The organism is Bradyrhizobium diazoefficiens, assembly GCF_016616235.1.
Classification (GTDB): Bacteria; Pseudomonadota; Alphaproteobacteria; order Rhizobiales; family Xanthobacteraceae; genus Bradyrhizobium; species Bradyrhizobium diazoefficiens_H.
The window spans coordinates 3649525-3668616 of sequence record NZ_CP067100.1; the positions used below are offsets into that span (position 1 = coordinate 3649525).

General features: G+C 63.7%; 16 protein-coding genes. 6 read left to right on the forward strand and 10 right to left on the reverse strand.

Features of this window, described 5'->3' with window-relative positions; translation table 11 throughout:
- Positions 1 to 73: 73 nt before the first annotated feature.
- Together JJB99_RS17290 and JJB99_RS17295 are read right to left on the reverse strand one after the other, a co-directional pair.
- On the reverse strand, positions 74 to 1837 hold the full coding sequence (locus tag JJB99_RS17290) for a hypothetical protein (RefSeq protein WP_200499850.1): 1764 nt from the start codon (positions 1835 to 1837) through the stop codon (positions 74 to 76).
- Positions 1834 to 3147: an autotransporter strand-loop-strand O-heptosyltransferase gene (locus JJB99_RS17295; RefSeq protein ID WP_200499851.1), complete on the reverse strand. Its 1314-nt coding sequence runs from the start codon at positions 3145 to 3147 to the stop codon at positions 1834 to 1836. Before JJB99_RS17295 ends, JJB99_RS17290 begins: the two co-directional genes overlap by 4 nt.
- Before the next feature lie 561 nt (positions 3148 to 3708).
- On the opposite strand from JJB99_RS17295, the gene JJB99_RS17300 reads away from it, so the two are divergent.
- The 3 genes from JJB99_RS17300 to JJB99_RS17310 all read left to right on the forward strand — a co-directional run bounded on the left by JJB99_RS17300 (position 3709) and on the right by JJB99_RS17310 (position 7759).
- The gene (locus tag JJB99_RS17300) at positions 3709 to 5847 is read left to right on the forward strand and encodes a type I secretion system permease/ATPase (RefSeq protein WP_200499852.1); all 2139 of its coding nucleotides are present in this window, start codon (positions 3709 to 3711) and stop codon (positions 5845 to 5847) included.
- Complete coding sequence (locus JJB99_RS17305) at positions 5834 to 7267, forward strand: HlyD family type I secretion periplasmic adaptor subunit (RefSeq protein ID WP_200499853.1); 1434 nt, start codon at positions 5834 to 5836, stop codon at positions 7265 to 7267. The genes JJB99_RS17300 and JJB99_RS17305 overlap by 14 nt, the downstream gene beginning before the upstream one ends.
- A gap of 90 nt (positions 7268 to 7357) precedes the next feature.
- Complete coding sequence (locus tag JJB99_RS17310) at positions 7358 to 7759, forward strand: RidA family protein (protein WP_200499854.1); 402 nt, start codon at positions 7358 to 7360, stop codon at positions 7757 to 7759.
- Positions 7760 to 7765: 6 nt separating this feature from the next.
- Here JJB99_RS17310 and JJB99_RS17315 read toward each other — a convergent pair whose 3' ends face one another.
- From JJB99_RS17315 to JJB99_RS17325, 3 genes are read right to left on the reverse strand one after another with little or no spacing between them, the layout of a single operon-like run.
- The gene (locus JJB99_RS17315) at positions 7766 to 8173 is read right to left on the reverse strand and encodes an ACT domain-containing protein (protein ID WP_200499855.1); all 408 of its coding nucleotides are present in this window, start codon (positions 8171 to 8173) and stop codon (positions 7766 to 7768) included.
- Positions 8173 to 9462, reverse strand: a complete 1290-nt coding sequence (locus JJB99_RS17320) for a DNA polymerase IV (RefSeq protein ID WP_200499856.1) — start codon at positions 9460 to 9462, stop codon at positions 8173 to 8175. The genes JJB99_RS17315 and JJB99_RS17320 overlap by 1 nt, the downstream gene beginning before the upstream one ends.
- Complete coding sequence (locus JJB99_RS17325) at positions 9459 to 9770, reverse strand: DUF3572 domain-containing protein (RefSeq protein ID WP_200499857.1); 312 nt, start codon at positions 9768 to 9770, stop codon at positions 9459 to 9461. The genes JJB99_RS17320 and JJB99_RS17325 overlap by 4 nt, the downstream gene beginning before the upstream one ends.
- A gap of 252 nt (positions 9771 to 10022) precedes the next feature.
- Here JJB99_RS17325 and JJB99_RS17330 point away from each other — a divergent pair, with 252 nt between their 5' ends.
- Both JJB99_RS17330 and JJB99_RS17335 read left to right on the forward strand, forming a co-directional pair.
- Entirely contained in the window at positions 10023 to 10388 is a 366-nt protein-coding gene (locus tag JJB99_RS17330; protein WP_008566616.1) for a response regulator, read from the forward strand.
- A 14-nt stretch (positions 10389 to 10402) separates the two neighbouring features.
- Entirely contained in the window at positions 10403 to 11776 is a 1374-nt protein-coding gene (locus JJB99_RS17335) for a PleD family two-component system response regulator (protein WP_200499858.1), read from the forward strand.
- A 328-nt stretch (positions 11777 to 12104) separates the two neighbouring features.
- Here the strand turns inward: JJB99_RS17335 and JJB99_RS17340 are convergent, their stop codons facing one another.
- Positions 12105 to 12698 carry a TetR/AcrR family transcriptional regulator gene (locus JJB99_RS17340; protein ID WP_200499859.1) on the reverse strand — a complete coding sequence of 198 codons (594 nt, stop codon included), beginning with the start codon at positions 12696 to 12698 and terminating at the stop codon, positions 12105 to 12107.
- A 141-nt stretch (positions 12699 to 12839) separates the two neighbouring features.
- On the opposite strand from JJB99_RS17340, the gene JJB99_RS17345 reads away from it, so the two are divergent.
- Complete coding sequence (locus JJB99_RS17345; RefSeq protein WP_200499860.1) at positions 12840 to 14066, forward strand: MFS transporter; 1227 nt, start codon at positions 12840 to 12842, stop codon at positions 14064 to 14066.
- Positions 14067 to 14127: 61 nt separating this feature from the next.
- On the opposite strand, the gene JJB99_RS17350 is transcribed toward JJB99_RS17345, so the two are convergent.
- From JJB99_RS17350 to JJB99_RS17365, 4 genes are all read right to left on the reverse strand, one after another.
- Positions 14128 to 14748: a hypothetical protein gene (locus JJB99_RS17350; protein ID WP_200499861.1), complete on the reverse strand. Its 621-nt coding sequence runs from the start codon at positions 14746 to 14748 to the stop codon at positions 14128 to 14130.
- 1713 nt (positions 14749 to 16461) lie between these two features.
- Positions 16462 to 16629: a 50S ribosomal protein L33 gene (gene rpmG, locus JJB99_RS17355; protein ID WP_007603295.1), complete on the reverse strand. Its 168-nt coding sequence runs from the start codon at positions 16627 to 16629 to the stop codon at positions 16462 to 16464.
- A gap of 125 nt (positions 16630 to 16754) precedes the next feature.
- Positions 16755 to 18080, reverse strand: coding sequence for an LLM class flavin-dependent oxidoreductase (locus tag JJB99_RS17360; RefSeq protein ID WP_200499862.1), 1326 nt, complete (start codon positions 18078 to 18080; stop codon positions 16755 to 16757).
- A 245-nt stretch (positions 18081 to 18325) separates the two neighbouring features.
- Positions 18326 to 19075, reverse strand: coding sequence for an NUDIX hydrolase (locus JJB99_RS17365; protein WP_200499863.1), 750 nt, complete (start codon positions 19073 to 19075; stop codon positions 18326 to 18328).
- Positions 19076 to 19092 lie beyond the last annotated feature (17 nt).

Below are 19092 nucleotides of genomic sequence, written 5' to 3' on the forward strand. Positions count from 1 at the left end.
CACTCCGCCACGTTACGACAGCCCTTGATGTTTTCAGGGCAGGCGGAGCCGAAGCTCCGCCGCCCGTTCGTGATCAGGCCGCCAGGGCGTTGGGCGCGAGGTTCGCCTGCTGCGCCGCGATGCTCTCGGTGATCGTGGTGCCGCCATGTCCGTCCGAAGTCAGCGCGAAGCTCGCGGCCGAATACTGGCCGAGCAGGACCAGCGAGGCTGAATGGACGCCGTCGCTGAGGGTCAGCGTGCCGCCGCCATTGCCGGGGTCAGCCGCGTAGCCTAGCGTCGTCCCTGCACTGAAGGCGATGTCGCGGAGGTCGATGACGTCGCTGTCGCCGAAGCCAGCGATCTGGCCCGAAAACAGGTCGGAGCTGTCGAGCTGAAGCGTACCGCCTTCACCCTGGAACGTGACATTGCTGGCAGCACCGCCCACGGCAACATGCGCAAGACCGCCCTGGATGATCGTGCCATTGGCGACGCCGCTGTTCACGAGCTCGACGCCACCGCTGTTGACGATCGTTCCGTTGGTGATGCCGCCGGTCACGGTCTGCACGCCGCCGCTGTTCACGACGGTGTCGTTGGCGATGCCCATGACGTTCTCCTTGCCGTGATTTCCGATCACGGCATCGTCGACAACGCCATAGACGTACTCGGTGCCACCCAGGTTGGTGGTATGGTCCGCAGTGCCGTAGACGAACTGGTATCCGGCGCTGATGACCATGTTCGTCGCCAGGCCGCCGACTTGGATCATGGCATAGCCGCCAGTCAGCACCGTGGCATTGTTCGAGATACCGCCGGTGTCGACGACCTCATAGCCGCCGGCATAGACCGTCGCGTTCGTGGCGGTCCCGCCAGCGCTGACGATTTCGTATCCGCCCTTATGGATGATCCCGCCGGAAGCAGTTCCTCCTGCGCTGACGAATTCGTAGCCGCCATTGTTTATGACAGTGCCGCTCGTCACGCCGCCCGAGGTAACGACCTCGTAGCCGCCGCGATTCACCAACGTGCCCACCGCCAGTCCGTAGACTCCGACCTGTTGCGTACCACTGTTGACGACGGTGTCGGCAGCGATGCCTCCACCGAGCACGGTCTGCGTGCCACCGTTTACTACTGTATGGTTCGCTGTGCCGTCCCATACGATTTGGGAGCCGCCGCGCACGGTCGTGCCGTTGGCCGTGCCGCCGGCCAGCACGTATTCAGAGCCGCCACTCATAGTGGTATTGTTCGCAACACCGCCGTTTCCGATGAATTGCCATCCGCTGGTCATCGTCGTGTCGATCGCGAGGCCGATGACGTCTTGCTGACCGCCGGCAATGGTGGTGCCGCTCACCATGGCGCCGCGATAGACGGCCTGGTAGATGCCGTTGCCGAGGATCGAGCCGCTGGCCACGCCGCCGGAATAGACCCATTGCGCGCCGGCGCTCAGGTTGGTTCCAGTCGCGATGCCGCCGTCATAGACTGCCTGAACGCCGCTACCGGTCGTGCCGCTCGCCGCTCCTCCGGAGTAGACGTTCTGCGTGGCGCCGTCCAAGGTGGTATCGATCGCCTTGCCACCGTTGAAGATGTTCATGACGGCGCCACCGGCGATCGTCGCATTGATGTCGGTGCCGAACACGTTCTCGACGGCAAGCCCGCCAAGGAAGGAATCGACCGCGGTTCCGCCGGCGTCCACCACCAGCGTGGCGCCGCCATTGACGACGGTCCCGTTGGCGGTGCCGCCGGCATGGATCTCGAGCGTGCCGCTCCACAGGACCAAGGTCCCGTCGGCGGTGGTCCCCGAACCGACTTCCAAGGTCTCGCTGGGCTGTACGGTATCAGTCATCGCTTTTCTCCTGGTAATATTCACTGTGTCCTATTTCCGTTTCGCGTCCCGAAGCCCGGGATGTTCTCGATCGTGCGTCTCACTTGGTCGAAGGTGATCAACCGCGTGCACTCGAATTGCCGCGGCGTATCCTTGTGGCGTGGGCACCACAGAAAATCTTTGTGGTCGAACCTGTGAACAGGATCGTTCCAGCAGGAATTGCAGGCGTGATAGTTGACGACGCGGTAGGGTGTCGTGAACTCGTTGGTCGGATGCGTGAAGCCGCTGATGAGCACGACCGGCGTTCCGGTCGCCCAGGCAAGCCATGACAGCCCGCTCGACAAGCCGACGAAGAATGCGGCGTACTTGAGCCAACGCGCGCGCTCCTGGAGCGGGCGGTCGCCGGTCTCGTCCTCGGCGCCATGCGGAATGTGCGTCCACACCACGCCGGAGCCGTGAACCGGCTTCTGGTCGATGCAGATCACCCGGTAGCCGGCTTGCTTCAGGAAGCGGACGGTTTCGCGCCAGCCGTGCGGATTATTCCAATATTTGCACTGCGTCGTGCTCTGCACGGCGATGCAGACGTAAGGCTGCTCGATCGGAGCGGTATCCTCGGCCAACGCAATGCGCGGCGGCTGTTCGGCCGGATCCACCCCGAGGATGTAGCCTGCGGTGCGATGCAGGCCGACATGGCGGAAGTCGCAGGGCTGACACACGTGGTCCTGATCGTCAAAGAACAGTCCGATATTGTACGTCGCGTAGTAGCGGCGTGGATCGAGCTCGCTATGACCGAGCAGCGTGATGTCAGGATAGGCCGTGCGGAACAGCGGGATGACCTTCTCGGACATCGTGCAGGTCAGGCGGCAGCCGTGGAGGGCGCGAAATCTGTCCGCGTAGGGAAACCACCCGATGGTATCCCCCAGTGTCATCTCGGGAAGTTGGATCAGGATGTCGCGATCGGCGGCCGAATAATCGTGCTGGAGGACGATCTCGTCCTTGATCCGGATCTCGAGCCGGACGCGCACGAAGTAGCGCTTGGTCGAATTGATGCGGCCCGACTTGATCTCGGTTTCGAACAGGACATTGCCGCTGTCGATGTCGCTCAGCCTGACCCGGTAGGGGCCGTTGCTGTCGGGGAGCCACACCCGGCAGCCGTCGTTGAAGTCGAAGCGAATGCCGAGCGGGCCGGACTGGGTTGGGACGTCGGCTGGCGGACGGAACGGCAGCTTGTCTGGCCCCGGCGATGGCGCCCGCGCGCTCTGCGGCGACGGCGCAGCATCACCCGGCCCGGGCGCCGGAGGCCGGGATGAGCCGTTCGCGCCCGGCGCGGATGTTGGGACGTGCGCAATATTCATGGCTGAGCGGTCGGCAAAATGCACTTCATCTAACGGTTCTGGCGCGGAATGGCTTGTCGCAATGACCGGGCCGTCGGCGTCGCAGCGACGGGGGAAGCAATTACGATAAGCACATTATTTTTGTTATCATAACACAGTGAGTAATGGTTTTATTCCCGTCCATTGTTATGTGATGTTGCGTCGCGTTGACGCGGCGGGGGCCGCAGGACGGAAGCCGTGAAAGATGACGCGCCGATCATGAGGAAGGGATCGGTGCGTTTTCGATAACGGGGGCCGAGTAGGGCCTGTTTTACCGATCCGGGAGCGATGCGGGCCTGAAGTTCACCCAAATGTCGTCGGTGTTGAGTAAGACCCCTGACCGCGGGCGTCGGGATCGCCGTTCAAATTGAATTGACGTTCGTATGTGAGTCCAATTTGTCGTATATAACGTATGTCGCCGGGATATCATATGGATTTCAGCGCGGCCGCTCGCGTCGTGCGCGTCGAGGGGATGTCGGGAGCAGACGAGGGGCCTGCCGAGGTGTCCGCGCGTGGTCGACTTGAGAGATTGCGGGGCTGCACATGGCTGAAGATGCGGTCTCCGAGCCGTCCGGCGATCCGGGCCTTCACGCGATCGTCGCCTTGTTGCGTCTGAACGGCGTGGGGGCGAGCCTGGACCAGGTCCGGCATCAATTCGGCAACACGATCGGCGTCACCGAGATCCTGCGCTGCGCAAAAGGCTTCGGCCTAAAGGCGAAGATGGTCTCCACGCGGTGGGACCGGCTCGCCGGGATAGCGATGCCGTGCATCGCGGTCTTGCGCGACGGCGGCTTTCTGCTGCTCGGCAAGGCCGGGGAGGACAAGATCATCGTCCAGGTGCCGGACGCCTCGAAGCCGGACCTGATGACCCGGGCGGAGTTCGAGGCGGTGTGGGACGGCCGCGCGATCCTGGTCGCCAAGCGCGCGCTGCTGACCGATCTCTCCCGGCGCTTCGACATCACCTGGTTCCTGGGGGCGATCCACAAATACCGGCGGCTGCTCGCCGAGGTGCTGGTCGGCTCGCTCTTCCTCCAGCTGTTCGCGCTGGTCTCCCCGTTGCTGTTCCAGGTGGTGATCGACAAGGTGCTGGTCCATCGCAGCATCACCACATTGGACGTCGTGGTGACCGGGCTGGTCGCGATCGCGATCTTCGAGACGATCCTCGGTGCGCTCCGGACCTATCTGTTTTCGCACACCACCAATCGCATCGACGTCGAGTTGGGGGCGCGGCTGTTTCGGCATCTGCTGGCGCTTCCCATCGGCTACTTCCGGGCGCGTCGGGTCGGCGACTCCGTCGCGCGGGTGCGGGAGCTGGAGAACATCCGCAATTTTCTCACCAGCTCCGCGCTGACCATCGCGATCGATCTGTTCTTCACCACCGTCTTCATCGCGGTGATGTGGTTCTATTCGCCGCTGCTGACGCTGGTCACGCTCGTCTCGTTTCCGTTCTCCATTGCCATCTCGGCGGGCGTCAGTCCGGCGTTCCGCTGGCGTCTCGACGAAAAATTCCAGCGTGGCGCGGAGAACCAGGCATTCCTGGTGGAATGCGTCACGGGCATCGAGACCCTGAAGGCGATGGCGCTGGAGCCGCAGATGCAGCGGCGCTGGGAGGAGCAGCTCGCTGCTTACGTGGCGGCGAGCTTTCGCGTCATCAGCCTCGGCAATACCGCAAGCCAAGCCATCCAGCTCGTCAGCAAAGTGGCGACGGCCGCGATCCTGTATTTCGGTGCGAGGCTCGTCATTGGGGGCGACCTGACCGTCGGCGAGCTTGTCGCCTTCAATCTCCTGGCCGGCCGCGTCAGTACGCCGGTGCTTCGCCTGGCGCAGATCTGGCAGGATTTCCATCAGGCGCGATTGTCGGTGCAGCGCCTGGGCGACATCCTGAACACGCCGGCAGAGCCGGTGTACACGCCGGGGCGCGCGGCGTTGCCCGCGATCCGCGGCGACATCAAATTCGAGCATGTCACATTTCGTTACCGTATCGACGGTCCCGAGATTCTCAGCGATGTCAGCCTGAGCGTGCCGGCGGGGCAGTTCGTCGGGGTGGTCGGCACCTCGGGATCGGGCAAGAGCACGCTCGCCAAGCTGATTCAGCGGCTCTACGTGCCCGAGAGCGGGCGCGTGCTGGTGGACGGCACCGATCTGGCGATGGTCGATCCGACCTGGCTGCGCCGGCAGATCGGCATCGTGCTGCAGGAGAACATCCTGTTCAACCGCACCGTCCGCGACAACATCGCGCTCGGCGATCCGGCGATGCCGATCGAGCGCGTGATCGAAGCCGCGAGGCTCGCCGGCGCGCACGACTTCATCCTCGAGCTTCCCGAAGGCTATGACACGGTCGTTGGCGAGCAGGGGAGCACGCTGTCTGGCGGCCAGCGGCAGCGCATCGCGATCGCGCGGGCGCTGATGACCAATCCGCGCATCCTGATCCTCGACGAGGCCACGAGCGCGCTCGACTACGAGAGCGAGCGGATCGTCCAGCAGAACATGCTACAGATCGCCAAGGGACGCACCGTCTTCGTGATCGCGCATCGCCTTTCAACGCTGCGCATGGCCCACCGCATTATTACGATGGATCGCGGCCGCCTGATCGAGGACGGCACCCATGACGATTTGGTCAAGACCGGCGGCCGCTACGCCACGCTGTTCCGACTTCAGGCGGGCTTGCATGAAATCAGCTAGCAAAGTCGTAGCATTTCCGGCCGGCAAGGATCCGGTGCGGAGCAGGGACGAGATTGCCTTTCTGCCGGCCGCACTGGAGATCGTCGAGGCACCGCCCAATCCGGTTGGCCGCGCCATTGGGGCCGTGATCGTCTCTGCCTTTGCGGTGGCAATCGTCTGGGCCTGCCTCGGCACTGTCGATATCGTCGCGGTGGCGCCGGGCAAGGTGATCCCGAGCGGCCGGACCAAGGTGATCCAGCCGTTCGAGACCGGCGTCGTGCGTGCGATCCAGGTCGCCGATGGCCAGCCGGTGCGGGCAGGGGATGTGCTGGTTGATCTCGACTCCACGATGAACGAGGCCGAGCTCGGGCACCTCAAGAGCGATCTCATGGGCGCGCAGCTGGAAACCGCGCGGTTGCGCGCGGCTCTCGCCGGCGGCGGCGATCCGGTCGCCGACTTCCATCCACCCGAAGGTGCTCCAGCCGAGCTTGTGAAGGTGCAACGGCGATTTTTGGCGAGCCAGGCCGCCGAGCAGACCGCCAAGCTGGCCTCGATCGAGCACCAGGTCGCGCAGAAGGAGGCCGAGCGGGCCACGATCGCGGCAACGATCGGCAAGCTTGAGGCGACCATCCCGCTGCTCCAGCAGCGCGTCGACATGCGCAAGCAGCTGTTCGACAAGGAGCTGGGATCGAAGATCTTCTATCTCCAGGAGTTCCAGGATCTGGTCGGTCAGCAGCAGGAGCTCGTGGTGCAAAGGAGCCGGTCCAGGGAGGCCGATGCGGCCCTTGCTGCACTCAGGGAGACCGGGACCAAAACCACGGCCGAATATCAGCGTTCGCTGTCCGACGACCTTGCCAAGGCCGAACAGAAGGCCGCGGGCCTGATGCAGGACGTCGTCAAGGCCGAGCAGCGGAGGAGCTTTCAGCGCCTGACCGCGTCGGTCGACGGCATCGTCCAGCAGCTTGCGATCCACACGGTCGGCGGCGTCGTCACTCCCGCGCAGTCGTTGATGGTGATCGTGCCGCTGGAGAGCCGGCTGGAGATCGAGGCGATGGTGTCGAACCGCGACATCGGTTTCATCGAGGTCGGCCAGGACGCGGCAATCAAGATCGATACCTTCAATTTCACCCGATACGGGCTGGTGGACGGCAAGGTCACGAGCGTGTCGCACGATGCCATCACCCGCGACAAGCCCGCGGACAAGAATGGCGACAGATCTCTGGGCACCGAGCAGGACAGCAGCGAGCCCAAGGGGCAGGAGTTGGTCTATTCGGCCCGGATAGTTCCCGCGAAGGACCGGATGCTGATCGACGACAAATATGTCAATCTCTCACCCGGCATGGCCGTGAGCGTCGAGATCAAGACGGGGACGCGCTCGATCATCAGCTATCTGTTGTCACCGCTTGCGCGCTATCGGCACGAGAGCATGCGGGAGAGATAACGGCGGACCGCCTGCCGCATCTTCCCGCTGGCTCCAGACTGGCGATCCGGCTAGGCTCACGTCCAACGAACAAAACGCCAGGGAGCCCTCATGCCCAAGCTCGATCATCTTCGCCCCAGCGGGCTGCATCACAATCCGGCCTATTCCCACGTCGTCACCGCCTCCGGCGCCCGCACCATCTACATTTCCGGGCAGGTGTCGGTGGACGAGGAGGGACGGATCGTCGGCGAGGGGGACATCGCCGCGCAAACGACGCAGGTGATGCAGAATCTCGGCCATGCGCTGAAAGCGGCCGGGGCGAGCTACGCCAACATCGTGAAGATCACGACGTTCGTTGTGAATTACAAGCCAGAGCTCCGCCCGATCATCGGCAAGGCCCGCTCGGCCTTCTTCGAAGGCATGGAGCCACCGGCCTCGACCCTCGTCGGCGTCTCCGCGCTCGCCGCGCCGGAGTGGTTGATCGAGATCGAGGCGATCGCAATCGCGGATTGAGCTGGGCTAGGCGCGCATTGCGCTGGACATCTCTTGCAGGATGGCCATCGCCTCGTCGGCCCTGTCTAGGGGCACGAAGAGATGGTCATGGTGGAAGGCCGAAACCGCATTCACGCTGATTCCGGCTTGGGCCAAGCGAGCCGTGATCGCGGCCAGGAATCCCACCGCATCGAGCGCCGAGTGAACCGTCAAGGTAATCAGGCGCGAGGGGAATGCGTAGCGTAGCCCTGCGGCTTCGGCCTCTTCGCGCAGGATCACCAGCGTCGTACCTTCCTGTTCGCGAAACGCCAGCAGCGCACTGATCGCTGTCGGGATACTCTCGCGTGTCGAAATTGTGGAGAAGACGAAGATACCCGGCCGCAGATCCGGCGCCATGTGTCTGAGCAACGCGGCGAGATCGCGTTCACCTCCCATTACTCCTCCGCCTTCTCCGGCCCCTTATACGCAATCCCGCGGATCACCGCCGCGCTGCCGAACTTCTTGCGCAGACTGTCCACGGCCCGCTCGGCATGGGCGGCGCGGCGGTCGAGCATGTCGGTGTCATCGGCGGGCGAGCCGTCGCGCAGCGCGCTGACGCCGGCGCCCATCAGGCGGAAGGCGGTGCCGTCGATCTCTTTCGCCAGCATCTCGCGGCAGATCGAGAAGATCTTTGCGGCGAGGTGCGTCGGGGCTGTGATCGATTGCGAGCGCGTGCGCTGGCGGAAATCGGAGGTCTTCAGCTTCAGCGTGACGGTCGAGCCGGCGAGCTCGCTGCTCTTCAGCCGCGACGAGGTCTTCTCGCAGAGGCGCCACAGGATCTTCTCAAGCGTTGCGAAATCGCGGATGTCGGTCTCGAAGGTGGTCTCGCTCGAAATCGTCTTGGCGCCGCGGTCAGGCTCGACGCGGCGGTCGTCGATGCCGCGGGCGAGCCGCCATAGCCTGCGGCCGTCGCTCGGAAACTGCCGCATCATCTCGATTTCGTCGGCCTTCTGCAGATCGGCGATGATGCGGAAGCCGCGCTGCACCAGGCGTTCCTGGGTCGCAGGTCCAACGCCGAAGATGAAGCCGACCGGCTTCTCTGCAAGCATCATGCGCGCCTCTTCCTGGTCCAGCGTCGCAAAGCCGCGTGGTTTGTCGAGGTCGGAAGCGATCTTGGCGAGAAACTTGTTGCAGGACAGCCCAACCGAAACGGTGATGCCGACATCGCGTTCGACGCTGCGGGCAAAGCGCGCCAGCACCTTGGCCGGCAGCATGCCGTGCACCCGTTCGGTGCCGGAGAGATCAAGGAAGGCCTCGTCGATCGAGAGCGGTTCGACCAGCGGCGTCAGCGCCTGCATCGCCTGGCGCACCTCGCGCCCGACCCGGACATATTTCGCCATGTCGGGCGGGATCACGGTCGCATGCGGGCAGGCTTCCAATGCCCTATACATTGGCATCGCCGAGCGGACCCCATAGGTGCGAGCGATGTAGCATGCGGCCGACACCACACCGCGTTTTCCCCCGCCGATGATGACCGGCTTGTCGGCGATCTCAGGGTTGTCGCGCTTCTCGACCGTCGCATAGAAAGCGTCGCAATCGATATGAGCGATGGTCAGGCTCGCGAGCGCGCGGTGGCGGACGAGCCGGGGGGAACCGCAGGCGGAACAGCGCCGCACGCCCATATCCAGATCGGCCAGACAATCCCGGCAGAAGCAGCGGGACCCGGCCGTTTCAGGCGCGGTCACGGTACGTCGCGCTCCCAATTGCGGTCGCCGAGCGCGTCGCCCAGCACCTGCCGCGCCGCGGCAACGTTGGTCGGGTGCAGTTCCGCGGTCTTGGCGAAGGCCTTCACGGTCTCGTCATCGCGCAGCACGAAATCGAGCACGCTGAGGAGAAAATTGGGGTCCGAGGCGGCGTTGCGCAGGGTCTCCGGACCGACGCCTGTCTCGGCCAGGAACAGGCCCAGCCGCTCGGGCTCGCCCGCGACGAAGGACAGCGCCTGAATCGCAACGATTTCAGCGACTTCCCGGGGGTTGTGAACAGGCTTTTTCAAGGGCGCAGTTTGCCTTTCCGTTAACTTTCGGTGTCTACTTTGGATCATGCCCGAGTCTTGGCACTGAGTCTCAGCCTTGAGGTCTTGCCGCCCCGGAACAAACAACTGGAAACCACGTCGCAGAAAATGGGCCCTCGGGTTTAACGAAACTAGAGCGAATCTGAGGCTAGTTTGAATCCAGTTTTCGAAGCGCCGGCGAGAGGCGCCTGAGGCGTCACATGCACCGGTCTTTCGGACCAACAGGAGGGCGGGATGGCTAAGACCGTCCTGATCGTGGAAGACAACGAGCTCAACATGAAGCTCTTCCGCGACCTGTTGGAGGCGCACGGCTACCAGACCTCCGGCACCAGCAACGGCTACGAGGCGCTCGACCTCGTCCGCAAGATGCGGCCCGACCTCGTGCTGATGGATATCCAATTGCCCCAGGTCTCGGGCCTCGAGGTGACGCGCTGGATCAAGGACGATCCGGAGCTGCGCGCCATTCCCGTCGTCGCGGTCACGGCCTTCGCGATGAAGGGCGACGAAGAGCGCATCCGTGAAGGCGGCTGCGAAGCCTATTTGTCCAAGCCGATCTCGGTCGGCAAATTCATTGAGACGGTCCGGCGTTTTATCGGATAGGAAGTGAGTTCACAGTGTCCGCGCGTATCCTGGTCGTCGATGACGTTCCTGCCAACGTGAAGCTGCTGGAGGCCCGCCTCTCGGCCGAATATTTCGACGTGATGACCGCCTCGAATGGCACCGAGGCGCTGGCGATCTGCCGCCGCGCCGAATGCGACATCATCCTGCTCGACGTCATGATGCCCGACATGGACGGCTTCGAGGTCTGCCGCCGCCTCAAGACCGATCCGGCGACCCACCACATTCCCGTCGTGATGGTGACCGCGCTCGACAGCCCGGCTGACCGCAACCGCGGGCTGGAGGCCGGCGCCGATGATTTCCTCACCAAACCCGTCTCGGACATCGTGCTGATCGCGCGCGTGCGCTCGCTGACGCGGCTGAAGATGATGACCGATGAGCTGCGCATGCGCGCCATCACCTCGCTCGAGATCGGCATGCAGGCGCCCGAGCGCAGCGCCGTCGCCGACACCGGCAAGGGCGGCCGCATCCTCTTGGTCGACGACCGCCAATCCTCCCATGAGCGGCTGGCGACGATCCTCGCCGCCGAGCACACCATCGATGTCGAGCCGAACCCCACAGAGGCGCTGTTCCACGCCGCCGAAGGCAATTACGACCTCCTGATCGTCTCGCTCGACCTCAGCAATTTCGACGGCCTCAGGCTCTGCAGCCAGGCGCGCTCGCTGGAGCGCACGCGCCACGTGCCGATCCTGGCGATCGCCGATCCCGAGAACTCAACGCGGCTGCTGCGCGGCCTCGAGATCGGCGTCAACGACTATCTGCTGCGCCCGATTGATAGGATCGAACTGCTGGCCCGCGCCCGCACCCAGATCCGCCGCCGCCGCTACACCGATCATCTGCGCGACAACGTGCAGAACTCGATCGAGATGGCGATCACCGATGCGCTCACCGGCCTGCACAACCGCCGCTACATGGAGAGCCATCTGGCGACGCTAGCCGAGCAGGCCGCGACCCGCGGCAAGCCGCTCGCGCTGATGATTCTGGACATCGACTATTTCAAGTCGATCAACGACAATTACGGCCACGACGCCGGCGACGACGTGTTGCGTGAATTCGCGGTGCGCGTGCGCAAGTCGATCCGCGGCATCGACCTTGCCTGCCGCTATGGCGGCGAGGAGTTCGTCATCGTGATGCCGGAGACCGATCTGCACGTCGCCGGCATGGTCGCCGAGCGCCTGCGCCGCTCGATCGCGGGCGAAGCGTTCGCCGTCCACAAGGGGACCAAGCGCATCGAGGTCACGATCTCGATCGGTCTGACCACGCTGGAGCAGAAGGGCGAGGCGGTCGCCGACGTCCTCAAGCGCGCCGACACCGCGCTGTATCGGGCCAAGCACGACGGCCGCAATCGCGTGGTGTCGCAGGCGGCGTGAAGGCCGCTTGCACAAAAGTTGCGAAAACAACCCCATGCACAGTAGCCGGCGCTAGTCGGATCAATGACTTGCGGGGTAGTAAGAAGGCTTGCGCGGGCAGCGGCGCCATTTTGACCCGTCGGGCAAAACAGGAGCATATTGGTAGGGTCACGACTTGTTGCTGATGTGTGGTCAGGCGTCGTCGGTGTCTCCACAAGCTCAACTGTCATTCCCCGCGAAGGCGGGGAATCCAGTACGCCGCGGCGTCTCGGATCAATCACGACTGTCTCTGAAATACTGGATCACCCGCCTTCGCGGGTGATGACACCGAATGATGCAGCGACCGCCGCTACTGTGACGTGCCCTTGTCTGATGCCATCGGCTTCGCATCACCGCCCACATCCACACCCGCATTCCGCAACAACACCTTCGCCGCTTCCTTTGCCGCGCGCGCCATCGCGGGATCGTCGCGGACGAGGTCCTGTGCGATGGAGCCGTCGACCAGCAGCACGAGCTGGGTGGCGAGCGCATCCGCCTCCGCAACGCCGAGCTCGTTCAGCCGCTCGCGAAACCAGACGCGGCGGCTTTCCTTGAAGGCGATGGCGATCTTCTTCACCGCGCGGTCATGGTTGCCGACTTCCGCGACCGCGTTCACGAACGGGCAGCCGCGAAAGTCCTTCGCGGCGAAGCGCCGCTCCAGCGAATCGAAGGTGGCGAGGATCTGCGCCACCGCGGTCTGGGCGGATGGCGCCGGCGCTGACGGCGGCGGCTGCACGAAACGGCGTTCCAGATAGGCCGCGATCAGCGCGTCCTTGGACGGGAAGTGGTTGTAGAGCGTGCGCTTGGAGATGCCGATCTCGGCCGCGATGGTGTCCACGCCGATGGCGCGGATGCCCTCAAGATAGAACAGCCGGTCGGCGGTTTTCAGGATCCGCTCCTTCATGTCTGCCTTCGTATCCGATTTTGCAGGGGCAGCCATTACACAGACCTGTTTACAATGTCCTTGACAAGCCGATCTCGCTCCATCCTAATTACACAGACCTGTGTAATCAAGCCGGCGACGACAAGAAAAGGGAGAACCACCATGCCGCTGCTGCAAGCGCTTCGCCCGACGCTGCCGATCCTGATCGGCGCCTCGCTGATGCTGACGCTGAGCATGGGTCTGCGGCAGTCGCTCGGCATCTTCATGCAGCCGCTGACCCATGATGTCGGCATCTCCGTCTCCGACTTCACGCTCGCGATTGCCGTGCAGAACCTCGCCTGGGGCTTCCTCCAGCCGCTCGCCGGCGCGCTGACGGTGCGCTACGGCTTTCGCACCATCATGATGGCCGGCGCACTGCTCTATATCGCGGGACTCGCGCTGATGGTGGGTGCGCAGGGCATGGTCTCGGTGATGATCGGGGCAGGGGTGCTGATCGGCACCTCGCTCGCCTGCACGGCGGCCGCGATGGCGATGTCGGTTGCGGCGCGTGCCGCGCCCGAGAGCGTGCGCTCGACCGTGCTCGGCATGGTCTCGGCCGCAGGCTCGCTCGGCGCGCTGTTGTCGGCGCCGATCGGGCAGGTGCTCGCCGAGGACTATGGCTGGCGCTTCGGCCTCGGCGGCTTCGTCGTGCTGTCGCTGCTGATGCTGCCGGCGGCGTGGTTTGCTGGCCGGATCGACCGCATCCCGCTGCCGAAGACGAGCGGGATCGGCAATGTGTCGGCCGCGACTGCGACCGCCACGGCGTTCGGCAACGTGTCATTTTCGGTGATGACCGCGGCCTATTTCGTCTGCGGCATGCAGCTCGTCTTCATCACCACGCACCTGCCATCCTATTTGCAGATCTGCGGCATGGACCCGATGCTGAGCGCGAAGACGCTGGGCGTGATCGGCGGTTTCAACGTGCTGGGATCGCTGTTCTTCGGCTGGGCCGGCCAGCGCTGGAACAAGCTCGCGCTGCTCGGGGGCATCTACGTCGTGCGTTCGCTGGTGCTCGCCTGGTATTTCATGCTGCCGCCGTCGGAGGCCTCGACCCTGCTGTTCGGCGCGCTGATGGGTTTCCTCTGGCTCGGCGTCGGGCCGCTGGTCGCAGGCGCCGTGGCCGAGATGTTCGGCCTGCAATGGCAGGCGATGATCCAGGGCCTCGCCTTCATGAGCCACCAGGTCGGCAGCTTCGTCGGCGCCTATGGCGGCGGCCTGATCTACGACGCGCTCGGCTCCTACAATATGGCCTGGCGGATCGGCGTGGCGGTGGGGCTTGCCGCGGGCATCGTCCAGATCGCGTTCGCGCTGATCAGGCCGACGGCGCCGCCGGTGCTGAGAGCGGCGTAGGCGGGGTGCCGACTTCTCCTCGTCCTTGTCGACAAATCCAATCAATCTGAGATACCGAGTGTCAGGCCGCCTCCGCTCGAATGACAAGCTGCCTCAGGTAGAACCAGGCACAGCGTGCGAAGACCATGCCGCATGCGATCCACAGCAAACAGATTGGGTGGTGCCATGCGAGTTGAAGGCCGCCGTTGATCAGCATCGAGACGGAGGCGAATACACTGGCCACCCCCGCAAACATGAGTTGTTTGCCGGACATTGCGTCGGTAGCCGCCTTGCGCATGTCGCTCTGCGTGATTTGGAGGTCAGTGGGGGTCAGCGTCGCAATTAGCGGTGCCAACCGGCGCCGCTTCCACCAAAACAGGATTGCGAGCGCGGCAACGACCTGCGCTGCCGTGAGAACGAGGATGGCAAAAAAGTCCAGTCCGGTCGGCGTAGCGTGACCGGTGGATAGCCAGAGAGCGACACAATCGATGGCGACGAACAGGCAGAGCGTACTCCAAAGTGCCACTTGCCAAAGTATCGGCCGTCGCGGCACGACGACGTCAACAATCGCGAGTTTCTGATCCTCGGTGACCAGATAATGCGGAGCGCGTTTGAAGGGCCAACCATAGGGCTCGCGGTACACGTATCCGCCAGGCGCCTCTTGAAAGAGGGATGCGGCGATCTGTGTTCGCAAATCCGACATCGTAGTCTCCTCTCCTTCGAGAATAGGAGGTGATAATACCCTATGCGGACCCCCAGGCTGTGTGCGTTAGGTCACGAACGCCAGCCGGCATCGCGGACATAGCAAATCTCGTCGAATGGGAAGATCTCGCAAACATCTGCCTCGTTGCCCATTCATACGCCGGATGTCCCGCGTCGGGCGCGCTCGAGCGCATCGGAAATCGTGTGTCGTCCATCGTCTGGGTGGACGCAATCAAGCCCGCCGATGGCCAGTCATTCCGAGACCTGGTCCCCTTCGCGATCGAGGAGGGCGCGATCAGTCGTCCGGCTCCAAAGCACTGCCTCCAACGGCCTTTAGCGACCCCAAAGACGTTGCTTGGGTTCTGTCGAAAGTCACCCCACAACCGATTGGCACATGGCTGCAACCGGTCAAGCTGTCGGGAGCCCGGGAAAACGTCGCTAAGAAGACCTACATCCGCCTGCCCAAATTCCAGTTAGCCGCGTTGGACAAAGCCGCAGGGGAGTGCAAGTCCGACAATTCCTGGACCGTCCTCGAAAACACGACGTCGGGCCACTCAGTCATGATCGCCGAGCCGGATTGGTTGACTGACGTGCTGGTGAAAGCGGCGTGAGATCGCTCGCCGCGCGGTGCAAATGCACCGCGCTACTCGCACCTCCAGGGACGACGGCTTTGCCGTCGTGCGGAGGATGGCGCATGAAATGAAACGGGGCCGCAAGGCCCCGTCAAACTAGCGCGGACGTTTTGGTCCGAAGCAAAACGGGGCCCGAGAAGGGCCCCGCAAAACGCTTCAACGCTGCGCCGATCTTACTTGATCTTCTACTCGATGTTGGCTTCGCGGAAATTCGACGCGCTTGCAGCAACCCGCGGCGGGTCTGGCCTAGCGACGTGCTGGCCGCTTGAGGTCGGCGACCTTGAACCTGTTGCCGGCGGCCAGGCTGCTGCAAAACCAGTGGGCCTTGTTTCGATTCTCGCCCAGGAACACCTTCGTCTCGACGCAACCCATGTAGGAGTTATGGGTGATGGTGTCTCGGCAGGTCGGCGAGAAAGGTCCATAGTCTATGTTTCCGCCCGACTCGCTGCATCCGATCCAGGGCTCGTTGCCGTGCCGGAAGCTTGATGCACAGCCACCGTTGCAGCTGCTGGCGGATTTCTCCAGCCTGGCAATCCTCCCCATCACTGAACCCGGCGCATATGAAGGCGTCCGTGCGACTCCGGACGAGGTTCGCACCGTTGACGCAGTCCGGCGCGATGACGGCCCGGCGGTTGCCGCGGGCTCCTGCCTATGCGGCCTTGCCGCCTGCTTCGGCGCGTCGACCGTGACTGGGGGAATCGTGGCGGCGGAGCCTGTCGGGATTTGCGACGCGGCGGGGCCGCCCAGCAAGACGGCTGACAGGGCAGCGATGGTTGAAGGCACGACAAGGCTTAATGGTAATCTCATGACCATGTCCTTCCCAATCCGGGCCGGAAATGCCCTCCCGGTCAGTGCACGGTAACATACACTGCGGGTTGAACAACCGGTGGTTGATGTGGCGTCTGCCTATAAACGCGCCATTTGCATGGCGGCCGGAAGGAGCAGGCCTGAGTCAGCCCTGCTTCCGCCGCAGCGCGTCCAGGGCTGAGGGAGCAAAATAAAACGGGGCCCGAAAAGGGCCCCGCAAAACGCTTCGACGCTGCGCCGATCTTACTTGATCTTCTTACTTGATCTTGATCTTCTTACTTGATCTTGGCTTCGCGGAATTCGACGTGCTTGCGCGCGACCGGATCGTACTTCTTCTTGACCAGCTTGTCGGTCATGGTGCGCGAATTCTTCTTGGCGACATAGTAGAAGCCGGTGTCAGCCGAGGACACGAGCTTGACCTTGATGGTGACCGCTTTGGCCATGTTCAGGACCTCAAAAATGAAGGGAATCTGGAGCCGGCCCAACGGCCCGCGTTGGCCGGCAACCTAGCCAGAAACTGCCTGATGTCAAGGTTTGAGGGTCGGAAAACCACCCAGATCGGTCCTTTTCATTCCTCGAAAAAACGGTTTTTCGGCCGCGGCAGGCCCAGATTCTCCCTCAAAGTGGCCCCTTCATACTCTTTGCGGAAAATCCCGCGCCGCTGCAGCTCCGGGACGACCTTGTCGACGAAATCGTCGAGGCCCGCCGGCAGGAACGGGAACATGATGTTGAAGCCGTCGGAGCCGCGCCCGACCAGCCATTCCTCCATCTGGTCGGCAATGGTTTTCGCGGTGCCGACGAAGGACAGCCCGCCATAGCCGCCGACGCGCTGCGCGAGCTGGCGCACGGTGAGTTTTTCGCGGGCGGCGAGGTCGACCATGCGCTGGCGGCCGCTCTTGCTGGCGTTGGTCTCGGGGATCTCCGGCAGCGGCCCGTCCGGATCAAAGCCGGACGCATCGGTGCCGAGAATGACCGAGAGTGAGGCGATGGCGCTGTCGTAATGCACGCGGCTGTCGAGCAAAGCGCGCTTCTCTCGGGCCTCGTCGACACTGTCGCCGACCACGACGAAGGCGCCGGGCAGGATCTTGAGGTTTTCAGGATCGCGGCCGACCTTTTCCATGCGGCCCTTGATGTCGGCATAGAGCTTTTGTCCGTCGGCGAGGCTGCCGCCGCCGGTGAAGACGGCTTCCGCGGTCTCGGCCGCGAGCTGCTTGCCGTCCTCGGAGGCGCCGGCCTGCACGATCACCGGCCAGCCCTGCACGGGGCGGGCGATGTTGAGGGGTCCGCGCACCCTAAAATATTTGCCGTTGTGGTCGAGCGTGTGCATCTTCGATGGCTCGAAGAACAGTCCGCTCTCGACGTCGCGCACAAAAGCATCGTCGGCGAAGGAATCCCACAGGCCAGTGACGACATCGTAGAACTCGCGGGCGCGCTTGTAGCGCTCGGCATGCTCCATGTGATCATCGAGACCGAAGTTGAGCGCGGCATCCGGGTTCGAAGTGGTGACGATGTTCCAGCCGGCGCGGCCACCGCTGAGATGGTCGAGCGAGGCGAAGCGGCGCGCGACGTGATAGGGCTCATCGAATGTGGTCGACCCCGTCGCGATCAGGCCGATGCGTTCAGTGACGGCCGAGAGCGCCGACAGCAGCGTGAACGGCTCGAACGAGGTCACAGTGTGGCTGCGCTTGAGCGCATTGATCGGCATGTTCAGCACGGCCAGATGATCGGCCATGAAGAAGGCATCGAACTTGCCGGCCTCGAGCTTCTGGATCAGCTGCTTGATGTGACTGAAATTGAAATTGGCGTCGGGCCAGGCCCCGGGATAGCGCCAAGCGCCGGTGTGGATCGAGATCGGGCGCATGAACGCGCCAAGCTTGAGTTGCCGTTGTGCCATCGCGCGGTGTCCGTTCCGGGTGTCGTTCGGAAAGACATAGGTGCGAGTGGGAACTCTGCCATTGGGACGCGTAGGAACATTTTTTTGTTTTTCGATGCCTGCTCAGCACAATCCCGTCATTCCGAGGCGCCGCGGAGCGGCGAGCCCGGAATCCCATCGAGCAGCAGAGATTGACGCGGGATGGATTCCGGGTTCGCGCTACGCGCGCCCCGGAATGACGGGGAGGGACTGGGGCCGCGCGCCGATCAGCTCAAGATATCCTTCTGCATCTTGCCGCCGTAGAAATGGAAGAAGGGCACCGGCGCGTCGTGGCGCAGCGGCCCTGTTGCAAGGCGGGTGTCGAGCTCGTTGAGGACGTTGCGCGTCATTGGATGCAGATCGGCGAGCGGCTTTGAGCCGAGCTCGACCCAGACCAGTTCGACCAGCTCCGCATCGGCATGGATCACGCCCTCGACGCGGTGGGTGATCGCGGAGGCATCGGCGGTAAAGAAGCGTGTGTCGAAGCGTTTGACGCGGCCGGGCGGGGTGATCGCGCGGGCGATCAGGAACAGGCTGGATGGGTCGGGCAGCAGGCCCGCATCGGCGAACGGCTTCCAAGCGCCGTCGAGCTTTGCCTTGCCTTCCGCCTTGCGCCCGAGGCAGAGGCCGGTCTCCTCGCAGGCTTCGCGGATCGCGGCGATCGCCAGCGACTTTGCGCGTGAGGCCGGTGTTTTCGGGCTGCCCTTGGCGAGATTGGCTTCCAGCTCGGCGGTGATGGGCGCGGCGCACGGCACGCGATAATCGTCCTTGTCGACGCGGCCGCCGGGGAAGACGAACTTTCCGGGCATGAACACCACCTTGTCGTGGCGCTTGCCGACGAGAACTTTCGGAATCGCGCCGCTGCGGTCGACCAGGATCAGTGTCGCGGCATCCTTCGGGCGGACGTAGGGGTGGTGGTCCGCTTCCTTGCCCTCGTGAATCCTGGCCTTTTCTTCTGCTTGCGAAATATCCGTCATGTCCTCACCCAGACCTT